The sequence below is a fragment of the Novosphingobium sp. 11B genome, from assembly GCF_054589055.1.
This window is the reverse complement of record NZ_BAAILP010000205.1, coordinates 39697-50292: the sequence shown is the minus strand read 5'-3', so window position 1 is coordinate 50292 and position 10596 is coordinate 39697. Positions and strand designations below refer to the sequence as shown.

At 66.0% G+C, this 10596-nt stretch carries 8 protein-coding genes; 3 read left to right on the top strand and 5 right to left on the bottom strand.

Going from position 1 to position 10596, the window contains the following annotated elements:
- Positions 1 to 25: 25 nt before the first annotated feature.
- Positions 26 to 1348: an MFS family transporter gene (locus ACYPYD_RS18860; RefSeq protein WP_036522470.1), complete on the bottom strand. Its 1323-nt coding sequence runs from the start codon at positions 1346 to 1348 to the stop codon at positions 26 to 28.
- A gap of 144 nt (positions 1349 to 1492) precedes the next feature.
- Positions 1493 to 1954, bottom strand: a complete 462-nt coding sequence (locus ACYPYD_RS18855) for an Lrp/AsnC family transcriptional regulator (RefSeq protein WP_036522468.1) — start codon at positions 1952 to 1954, stop codon at positions 1493 to 1495.
- A gap of 135 nt (positions 1955 to 2089) precedes the next feature.
- Here ACYPYD_RS18855 and ACYPYD_RS18850 point away from each other — a divergent pair, with 135 nt between their 5' ends.
- Complete coding sequence (locus ACYPYD_RS18850; protein WP_008832263.1) at positions 2090 to 3139, top strand: Leu/Phe/Val dehydrogenase; 1050 nt, start codon at positions 2090 to 2092, stop codon at positions 3137 to 3139.
- 195 nt (positions 3140 to 3334) lie between these two features.
- Here ACYPYD_RS18850 and ACYPYD_RS18845 read toward each other — a convergent pair whose 3' ends face one another.
- Genes ACYPYD_RS18845 through ACYPYD_RS18835 form a run of 3 tightly spaced genes read right to left on the bottom strand, consistent with a single transcriptional unit; the run spans position 3335 to position 8624 of the window.
- Positions 3335 to 5125, bottom strand: coding sequence for an acyl-CoA dehydrogenase C-terminal domain-containing protein (locus tag ACYPYD_RS18845; protein ID WP_459664804.1), 1791 nt, complete (start codon positions 5123 to 5125; stop codon positions 3335 to 3337).
- 41 nt (positions 5126 to 5166) lie between these two features.
- On the bottom strand, positions 5167 to 7491 hold the full coding sequence (locus ACYPYD_RS18840) for a 3-hydroxyacyl-CoA dehydrogenase/enoyl-CoA hydratase family protein (RefSeq protein ID WP_459664802.1): 2325 nt from the start codon (positions 7489 to 7491) through the stop codon (positions 5167 to 5169).
- A complete protein-coding gene (locus ACYPYD_RS18835; protein ID WP_459664800.1) occupies positions 7488 to 8624 on the bottom strand; it encodes a thiolase family protein in 1137 nt (378 codons plus the stop codon). Before ACYPYD_RS18835 ends, ACYPYD_RS18840 begins: the two co-directional genes overlap by 4 nt.
- A gap of 219 nt (positions 8625 to 8843) precedes the next feature.
- On the opposite strand from ACYPYD_RS18835, the gene ACYPYD_RS18830 reads away from it, so the two are divergent.
- Together ACYPYD_RS18830 and ACYPYD_RS18825 are read left to right on the top strand one after the other, a co-directional pair.
- Positions 8844 to 9284, top strand: a complete 441-nt coding sequence (locus ACYPYD_RS18830; RefSeq protein ID WP_459664798.1) for a DUF2147 domain-containing protein — start codon at positions 8844 to 8846, stop codon at positions 9282 to 9284.
- A 54-nt stretch (positions 9285 to 9338) separates the two neighbouring features.
- Positions 9339 to 10596: OmpP1/FadL family transporter (locus ACYPYD_RS18825; protein ID WP_459664797.1), on the top strand; the 1258-nt coding region annotated here is incomplete at its 3' end.

Here is a 10596-nt window from a genome sequence, read left to right as displayed (position 1 = left end):
TCCCCCCCCCACGACGATGCAGGCTCTAGGCCGTGGCCACGCGGTCCAGCGGATTTTCGCGGCGGGTGTCGGGCAGCATCAGCGCCGCCACCAGCGACACCACGCAGAACGCAGTGACGTACCAGTAGAAGCCGTGCTCCATGCCGATCTGCTTGAAGGCGAAGGCCACGTTCTCCGCTGTGCCGCCGAACAGCGCGTTGGCCACACCATAGGCAAGGCCCACGCCCAGCGCGCGGACATGGACGGGGAACAGCTCCGCCTTGAACAGCCCGCTGACGGAGGTGTAGAAACTGCAGATCGTCAGCCCCGCCGCGATCAGCAGGAACGCGGTGACGGGGCTTTTCGTCACCGCCAGCGCGCTGAACAGCGGCACCGTGAACACCACGCCCAGCGCGGCGAAGGCGACGATGTTGTTGCGCCGCCCGATCCGGTCGGAGAGCAGGCCCATCAGCGGCTGCTGGATCATGAACACGATCAGCACCGCCGTCATCATCAGCGTCGCCGTCTCCTTGGCCATGCCGACGGTCAGGACGAGGAACTTCTGCATATAGGTGGTGAAGGAATAGAACATCAGGCTGCCGCCCGCCGTGAGCGCCGCGACGATCAGGAAGGCGCGGGTCGAGTGGCGGAACAGTTCCGCAAGGCTTCCAGCCTCGGCGCCTTCACGGTCCCTGGCGTCGGCGGTTTCGTGCATGTGGTCGCGCAGCAGCACGATGCATCCGGCGGCGACGGCACCGATCAGGAAGCCGATGCGCCAGCCCCACGCCTTCATCCCGGCATCGCCCAGGAGCTGCTGAAGCAGCAGGATCACCAGCGTCGCGGTCAGCTGCCCGCCGATCAGCGTGACGTACTGGAACGAGGACCAGAACCCGCGTCGCTTCGGCCCGGCGATCTCGGAGAGATACGTAGCCGCCGTGCCGTACTGCCCGCCGGTCGAGAAGCCCTGCAGCATGCGTCCCACCAGCAGCAGCGCCGGGGCCGCGACGCCGATCGTCGCGTATGTCGGCAGCGCGGCGATCAGCAGCGCGCCCGCGCCCATCATCAGCACCGAGACGACCATCGCCTTCTGCCGCCCGTGCCGGTCGGCATAGCGCCCGAAGAACCATCCCCCGATCGGCCGCATCAGGAAGCCCACCGCGAAGATGCCGCTGGTCGCCATGACCTGCACCAGCGCGTCGCTCTTGGGGAAGAACTCCGAGGAGAAATAGAGCGCGGTGAAGGCGTACACGTAGAAGTCGTACCACTCGATCAGATTGCCCGCAGAGCCCGCGACGATGGCCTTGAGGCGCATCCTGTCCGTCAGCTGCGGCGCTTCGGGGGTGGGCTCGATCGTGAGGGGTTGCGACATCCAAAACCTTTCATCATCCAGAACCGCTGGCAGGTTGTACCGAGGGGGCTTCGCCAAGCTCAGCCTGAGCGGAATTGGGAATTTACACTACCCCCGCTCACCCTGAGCCTGTCGAAGGGTCAGGCACAATTTGTCGAAGCCCCATCAGATCGGCAACGCCGTCGTCGCCTTGATCTCCGACAGCGCGACCGTCGAGGTAATTTCCTGAACGCCGGGAAGCTGGGACAGCTTCTCGAAGAAGAAGCGCTCATAGGCGCTGATGTCCTCGGCGACCACCCGGATCATGAAATCGACCGAGCCCAGCAGCACGTAGCAGTCCAGAACCTCAGGATATTCGCGGATCTTGGCGGCGAATTCGTCGAGGTTGGCGCGGCCGTGGGCGTTCAGCTTCACCTGCACGAAGACATGCGCGTTGAGGCCGACCTTGTGCCGGTCGACGATCGCCACGCGGCGCTGGATGAAGCCCTCGCGCTCCAGCCGGTCGATCCGCCGCCAGCAGGGCGAGGGGGACAGGCCCACCCGCTCGGCGATCTGCGCCGTGGTCTGATTCGCGTCGCGCTGCAGTTCGCGGAGAATTTTTCGCTCATATGGATCAAGCTCGGTCATTTTCGCCGAATATCACGGCACACCCGACTTCGTCGCGTCGAATTTTCCGTAAAGCACTCCAAATGAGGTCAGAACGCCCTCGCCTCCCCCGGCATAATGCAGGGGCTAACACCACTCCCGCATGGAGCCTTGACGATGGTTGCCCAGACCCGGCGCATGATGCCGCCGATCGAATATGTCCGCCTGTCCGACGAAGCCGCCGGTCTTGACGGCATCATCGCCATTCACTCCACCGCGCGCGGGCCTGCGGCGGGCGGCTGCCGCCTGTGGACATACGACGACCCCGAAGCCGCCATGCGCGACGCCTTCCGGCTGGCCGAGGGCATGAGCTACAAGAACGCCATGGCCCACCTGCCGCTCGGCGGCGGCAAGGCCGTGCTACGCCGCCCCGCCGGTGACTTCGACCGCCGCGCGTTGTTCGAGGCATTCGGCGAGGCGGTCGAGAAGCTCGATGGCCGCTACGTCACTGCCGAGGACGTCGGCACCGGCGTCGCCGACATGGAGTGCGTGGCCCGCCATACCCGCCATGTCGCGGGCCGCACCGCGCTGCCGGGCCTTGCCGGCGGCGATCCCTCGCCCTGGACCGCGCTCGGCGTGTTCGAGGCGATGAAGGCGGCGGTCGAGTTCCGCTACGGAAGCGGCCTTGCGGGCGTGACGGTGGCGATCTCCGGCGTCGGCAATGTCGGCGCGGGGCTGGCGCGGCTGCTCCACGGCGCGGGCGCGAAGCTGGTGGTTGCCGACATCGACCCGCTGCGCTGCGCGCGTCTCGCCGAGGAAACCGGCGCGCGGATCATGGGGATCGCGGGCATCGCCGCCGTGGAGGCCGAAGTCTTCGCGCCCTGCGCGCTGGGCGGTGCGCTCGATGACGCGACGGTCGAGGCATTGCACGCAAAGGTCGTGTGCGGTGCGGCCAACAACCAGCTTGCCGCGCCGCATGTCGCGGACCTGCTGATGGAGCGCGGCATTGCCTATGCCCCGGACTACGTCGCCAACGCGGGTGGCATCATCAACGTCGCGGCCGAATACCTCGGCGAGAGCGAAAGCGAAGTGCGCGGCCGGGTCATGGCGATCGGTCCGCGCATGCGCGAACTGCTGGACACCGCCGCCAGCGACGGTCTGCCGCCGCCGGTCGTGGCCGATCGCATGGCCGAGGAACTGATGCGGCCGGAGACGGTGGCGGCTTAATAGAGGCCCACCCCTGCCCCCTCCCGCAAGCGGGAGGGGAATGAGAGGTCACTCTCGTTTACACGTCTTCATTCCCGCGAAGGCGGGAACCCAACTGATGACAGAGCCTGTTGCACCGGCATCAGATGGGTCCCCGCCTTCGCGGGGATGACGGATTTTAGAACGAGGGGGTGGGCAACCCCCACCCCTCCCCCATCAGAACGCCGCGTCTTCCAGCGCCATCATCGAGGCCTTGCCCGCCTTGATCGCAAGGAACGCCGCCGTCGCCTGCGGCAGGATGCGATCGAAGTAGAACTGCGCCGTCGCCAGCTTCGCCTTGTAGAAGCCCGCGTCCTCGCTGCCTTCGCCCAGCCTGTCCCGCGCGATCATCGCCGACTTCGCGAAGCAGTAGGCCATCGCCACCAGCCCCATCAGCCGCAGGTAATCAGTCGCCGCAGCGCCTGCTTCCTCGGGATCCTTCATGCCCTTCTGCGCGATGGTGCCGGTGGAAAGCTGCAGCGCACCGAACGCCTTCTCCAGCGCGGCGATCATCGGACCGAACTGCGCGTCCGCCTTGTTCGCCTCGACGAAAGCCGACACCGGATGGAAGAAGCTGCGCAAGTAGCGCCCCATGTGCGCGGGCATCTTGCGCCCGACCAGATCGAGCGCCTGGATGCCGTTGGTGCCCTCGTAGATCATCGCGATGCGCGCATCGCGGGCGTACTGCTCCACGCCGCTCTCGGCGATGTAACCGTGGCCGCCATAGACCTGCACCGCCAGATTGGCGCTTTCGTGGCCGAGGTCGGTGAACAGCGCCTTCACCACCGGGGTCATCAGCGCGATGAAGTCCTCGGCGTTCTGCTTCACCGCCGGGTCGGTCGCGTGCTTCTCGGCATCGAGCGCGCGGCTGACCCAGCCGCCCAGCGCGCGGCAGCCTTCGTTGTAGGCGCGCATGGTCATCAGCATGCGGCGCACGTCGGGGTGGACGATGATCGGATCGGCGGGGCCGTTCGGATTCTTCACCCCCGACAGCGAGCGGCCCTGCAGGCGGCCCTTCGCGTAGTAGACGGCCGACTGATAGGCCGCCTCGCCCACGCCGAGGCCCTGCACGCCCACCGAGACGCGCTCGGTGTTCATCATCTTGAACATGGCCTCCATGCCCTTGCCCCGCTTGCCGACGATCCAGCCGGTGGAATCGTCGAAGTTGAGCTGGCAGGTGGCCGAGGCCTTGAGCCCCATCTTGTGCTCGATCGCCGCGACCGAGACCCCGTTCGACGGACCGGGGGTGCCGTCGTCCTTCGGCAGGTACTTGGGCACGAGGAACAGACTGATCCCCTTCACGCCCTCTGCCGCATCGGGCAGCCGCGCGAGGACGAGGTGGACGATGTTGGGCGTCAGGTCATGCTCGCCCGCCGAGATGAAGATCTTGGCGCCGGTCAGCTTGTAGGAGCCATCCTCCTGCGGCACGGCCTTGGTGCGCAGCATGCCGAGGTCAGTGCCGCAGTGCGGCTCGGTGAGGCACATCGTGCCCGACCATTCGCCCGAGACCATCTTGGGCAGGTAGAACTGCTTCAGATCGTCGCTGGCGTAAGCCTCGATCGCGGTGGTGCCGCCGTGCGTCAGGCCGGGGTAGAGGCTGAACGAGAGGTTGGCCGAGCAGATCATCTCCTCGGTCATCTTGTTCACCGCCTCGGGCAGGCCCTGCCCGCCCCATTCGGGATCGGACGCGAGCGCGCACCAGCCGCCGTCGCGGAACATCTCGTAGGCTTCCTTGAAGCCCTTGGGGGTGCGGACCACGCCGTTTTCCAGCACGCAGCCCTCGATGTCGCCGGAGCGGTTGAGCGGCAGCAGAACTTCCTGCGCCACCTTCGCCGCCTCTTCGAGCACGGCATCGACGAGGTCGGGGCTGAATTCCTCCAGCGCCTCCAGATTGCCGAAGCCGTCGTCCTGATGGAGTTCGTGGATCACGAACCGCATGTCGCGCAGGGGCGCCTCATAGACTTGCATGTGTCACTCTCCTCGGGCAGCGCGGTGGCCGCCCTGTTATCTCAATTGCGCAGCGGCTTGCCGGTTTCGAGCATGTGCTCCACCCGGGCGATCGAGCGCGGACTGCGGACCAGCCGCATGAACGCCTCGCGCTCCAGCTTGAGCAGTTCCTGTTCGCTCACCACATCGACCAGATCGGCCTCGCCGCCGGTCAGCACCGTCGCCAGCGCGTCGGAGACGACCATGTCGTAGTCGGTCGCCTTGCCCTGCTTGCGGAAGCCCTCGGCCGCCATCGACAATGCGGTGCGGCCACTCTCGCCGGGCAGGCGGAAGTGCGGGGCCTCGCGCGGTTTGTAGCCCTCGACCAGCGACAACGCCTTCTGCTTGGCGTCGTAGAGCAGGCGATCGCGGTTCATGGTGATCGCATCGTCCGCGCGCAGGAACAGCATCTCCTTCGCCTGCGCCGCAGACTTGGAAACCGAGGCGGTGGACACCGTCTCGAACACCTTGGCGACCGCAGGCATCGGCCCCTTTGGCATCATCGGATTGCTCTGCCAGCGGTCGAGCAGTTCGCCATTGCCGCCCCAGCCCGGGACAAGGCCGACACCACATTCGACGAGGCCCATGTACAGTTCGGCATGAGCCTGGATGGCATCGCAATGGAGCAGAATCTCGCACCCGCCGCCCAGCGCCATGCCCGCCGGCGCACCGACCACGGGGAACGGCGCGTACTTCAAGCCCTTGTACGCCATCTGCCCACCTGCGACGAGCTTCTCGATCTCGCTCCACGCGGCGATGTTCACCGCGAAGATCGCGAGGCCGAGGTTGGCCCCCGCCGAGAAGTTGTCGGCGTCGGTGTAGACGACCAGGGCCTTGTACTTCGATGCCACCAGCGGGATCGCCTCGACGATCAGCGTCATGACCTCGCCGTCGAGCGCGTTCATCTTGCCGGTGAATTCGAGGGCCGTGACACCGTCGCCGATGTCCCACAGCGCGGCGGAGGCATTCTTCAACAGCGGTTTGCCTGCCAGCTTCACGTCGGCAAGGCTGAGGACACCTTGGGGGCGTTTAATGTCCTCGTAGGTGCCGCTGAGTGCCAGTGCCTGTCGCACGCCGTTTTCGATGCGATAGAACGGCCTGTCGCCCGCCACCTTCAGGATTTCCGGGACCGGTTTCCCTTCGGATTCAAGGCGCTGTGCCAGCCAGGCGGCGCCCAGCTTGTCGATCATCTCGAACGGCCCGGCCTTCCAGTTGTAGCCGAGCTTCATCGCATCGTCGATCGCCACGACATCGTCCGCCGCCGACGGAATCAGCGAAGCCGCGTAAGCCAGCGTGCCGCCCAGAACCGCCCAGGCGTATTCGCCGATCGGCCCCTTGGTCTCGACCAGCGCACGAAGGTCGCCGCGGCCCGCCTTGCCCGAGGGACCGGTGGCGCGGATGGTCTCGCGGTATTCGCCGGTCGCAAGGTCGATGGTCTCCTTGCGGCGGCTCATCTCCTTGTTAAGACGGTAGAATCCGCCCTTGCCCTTGCGTCCGGTATAGCCGTCTGCGATCATCTTTTCGATCAGCGGATGGCTGCGCGCGATGGCGTGGTAGGGGTCGTCCTTGGGCAGCGTCGAGGTAAGGCTGGCCTGCAGATGCGGCATCAGATCGATGCCGACGAGATCGACGAGGCCGAAGATCCCGGTCTTGGGCACGCCCATCGGCTTACCCGCAACGGCATCGGCCAGTTCGACACTCAAGCCCTGATCGAAGGCCGCATTGAGGCCCAGTTGGATCCAGTAAGTGCCTATGCGATTGGCAATAAATCCCGGCGTGTCCTTGGCCTTCACCACCGTCTTGCCCATCGCCACGTCGGCGAACTGCTCGACCTTCGCGGCGACACCGGCATCGGTATCCGGCCCGGTGACGATCTCCAGCAGCCGCATGTAGCGCGGCGGGTTGAAGAAGTGGGTGATGAGGAAGTCGCGCCTGAACGCCTCGGAACGGCCATCGACCAGCTGCGCCAGCGGGATCGTCGAGGTGTTGGACGACACCGCCGTCCCCTCGCGCTTCACCGCCTCAAGCCTGGCATAAAGGCCCTGCTTGATATCGAGGCGTTCGATGACGGCCTCGATCACCCAGTCACATTCGGCAATCTTTTCAAGGTGATCCTCGATGTTGCCGGTCTCGACCAGCTTGGCGGCGACCTTGCTCATGAACGGCGCGGGCTCGGTCTTGAGCATCTTCGCCACCGCGCCTTCGGCCACGGCATTGCGGTTGCCGCTTTCCTTGGGCACGATGTCGAGCAGCAGCACCGGCACGCCCGCATTCGCGACCTGTGCGGCAATCCCAGCACCCATGGTGCCCGCGCCGATGACGCAGACTTTCTTGATCGGCTGGCTCATTCCACGGCCTCCAGAACGGTGGCGATGCCCTGCCCGCCGCCGATGCACTGGCTGGCGAGCGCGTACTTGCCGCCCTCGCGCTTGAGCAGCGATGCCGCCTTGCCGACGATGCGCGCACCGGTCGCGCCGAGCGGGTGGCCGATGGCGATGGCGCCGCCGTCGATGTTCACCTTGGCGGTATCGAGCCCGAGGTCCTTGATGCAGGCAAGTGCCTGGGATGCGAAGGCTTCGTTCAGTTCCACCACGTCGAGATCACCAGCGGAAATCCCGGCACGCTCCAGCGCCTTCTGGCTGGAGAGGATCGGCCCAAGGCCCATCGTCTCGGGCGCGCAGCCGGAGATCGCCACCGACTTGATGCGCGCGAGGATCGGCAGGCCATGGGCACGCGCATAGTCCTCGGTGGTCACCAGCACGGCGCTGGCGCCATCGGTCAGCGGCGAGGACGTGCCCGCCGTCACCGAACCGTTGGCATCGAACGCGGGCTTCAGGCCAGCAAGGGCTTCAGCGGTGGTTTCGGGACGGATCGTACCGTCCTCGCTGACGGTGCCGCCCTTGGTTTCGATGGGCACGATCTCATCGGCCAGCTTGCCTGCTTCGCGCGCGGCGGCGGCCTTCTTCTGGCTCTCGACGGCGAGCGCTTCCTGTTCGCCGCGCGAAATCTGATACTGGGTGGCGACGTTTTCGGCCGTCTCGCCCATGCCGATATAAGCGGCGGTCGACTTAGCCAGCGCCGGGTTCGGCAGCGGGTTGAAGCCGCTCATCGGCACCCGGCTCATCGATTCGATACCGGCGCAGATGAATACCTCGCCAGCCCCTACGGCGATCTGGCCCATGGCGATGTGAATCGCGCTCATCGAGGAGCCGCAGAAACGGTTCACCGTCATCCCGCCGACCGACTGCGGCAGTCCCGCAATCTGGCCGATCAGGCGCGCGACGTTAAGCCCCTGCTCTCCCTCGGGAAAAGCACAACCGACGATAATGTCCTCGATATCGGCGGGCTCCACGCCGGTCTTGGAAATCAGCCCCCGGATCACCTGCGCGGCGAGGTCGTCGGGGCGGACGCGGGCGAGTGCGCCCTTGTTGGCCAGGTGAAACGGCGAACGGGCGTAGCCCGCGATCACGACGCTTTGCATGCATTCCTCTCCATGGGCGGACCCGGCCGGCTTGAGTGCCGAATCCATAGCGGTCCTCGTTCTCCCGAACGTCTTCCCTTAAGGTGCGAATCTTTCCCTATACGTCAAGCAAATTTTGGGATATGCCGAGTCCATCCGGTCGGGATCGGTCGTCACCTGCGAAGTCAGGGGCGCGGTTCCAGCAGAGAAATCCGGGCGAGAGAGATGGAGAGGTCGCAAATGCACTTCCTTAAACTTACAACGCTGGCGTTGGGTTCCAGCGCTGCGATCGTCGCCGCATCGCCGGTGGTGGCGGCGGATCCGGGCGCGCTGGCCGGCTCGTGGCGTACGCCTGCCAAGCACGGCGTGGTCGAGATCGAACGCTGCGGCGGTTCGATCTGCGGCAAGCTGGTGTCTTCCGAGAACATCCTGAAGAACCCGGAACTCAAGGACATCAACAACAAGGACGCGTCCAAGCGCGACCGCCGCCTCAAGGGACTGCAGATCCTCGGCGGCTTCAAGCAGGACGGCAACGCCTGGTCGGGCGGGACGATCTACAACCCGGAAGACGGCGGCACCTACAAGGCCACGATCACCCCGGCGGGCGCGGACACCCTCAAGCTCAAGGGCTGCATCGTCTGGCCGCTGTGCAAAACCCAGACATGGACGCGGATCAAGTAAGCCGCGCGGCAGTTAAGTAGCTGCCAAAAAGCAATTACCTAGGGAGAGTACCGAATGCATACCAAGTACAACCGCATCTTCCTTGCGAGCGCGGCCAGCGTCGTCGCCTTCGCGTGGAGCGGATCTGCGTGCGCGCAGGCGTTCTACCTTCAGGAGCAGTCCGTCCGCGGACAGGGCCGCGCCTTCTCGGGCGAGGCGGCTGATACCGGCGTCGATTCCCTCTGGTGGAACCCGGCTTCGATCGCGGGCATGCAGGGCGGCGAGGCATCCGTGCGCGCCAGCGCGATCCTGCCGCGCGGCAAGGTCGTGGACAACGGCACCGTGATCGTGCGGCCGCAGCAGGCCCCGGCCTCGGTCGGCGGCAATCCGGTGGCGAAGAACCCGATCGATAACGGCTACCTGCCTTCGGGAGCGATCGCCTATGGGTTCGGCCGCGTGGCGGTGGGCCTGTCGCTGACGGCACCCTATTCGTTCACCACCGACTACGACGCCGACAGCTGGGCGCGCTACAGCGCCGACAAGACCAAGCTGCGCACGTACGACATCCAGCCCTCGATCGCGGTGGAACTGGCCAAGGGCCTCTACATCGGCGGCGCGGCGAACATCGAGTACGTCGATGCGACGCTGGGCAACTACCTCCCCAACCTGTCGCCGCTGCTGGCGGACGGGCACCAGACGCTCAAGGGCAACGGCTGGGATGTGGGCTGGTCGGCCGGTGTGCAGTACCATGACGGCCCGGTCTCGCTGGGCTTCGCCTACAAGTCCTCGATCAAGCACAAGCTGGATGGCACGGTGACGCTCGAAGGGCTGGCCGGTCCGCTCGCGGCGCAGAACGGCACGATCGACGCCAAGGCTTCGTTCAGCACGCCCTGGATGTTCATCGGCAGCGCCCGCGCGCAGATGAGCAAGAGCCTGACCCTCAACGCGCAGGTCGTGCGCATGGGCTGGAGCGAGTTCGACACCATCGACATCGGCGCGCCGATCAACCAGTCGATCCCCGAGAACTACCGCAACAGCTGGACCTGGGCGATCGGCGCCGATTATCAGGTCAACCCGCAGTGGGTCCTGCGCACCGGCTTCCAGCGCGGCATCACCCCGACGCAGGACGGCAACCGCGACGCGCGCGTGCCGGACAGCAACCGCTGGAACTTCTCGGCAGGCACCAGCTATTCGCCGAGCCCGGCCTTCACCATCGACGCGGCGGCCTCGTACATCACCTTCAAGGATGCTCCGATCGACCGCATCACCGCTGCCTATGCGGGCACGGCGGTGCAGACGCCGGTGATCACCAACGGCGAGCTGAAGGACGCTT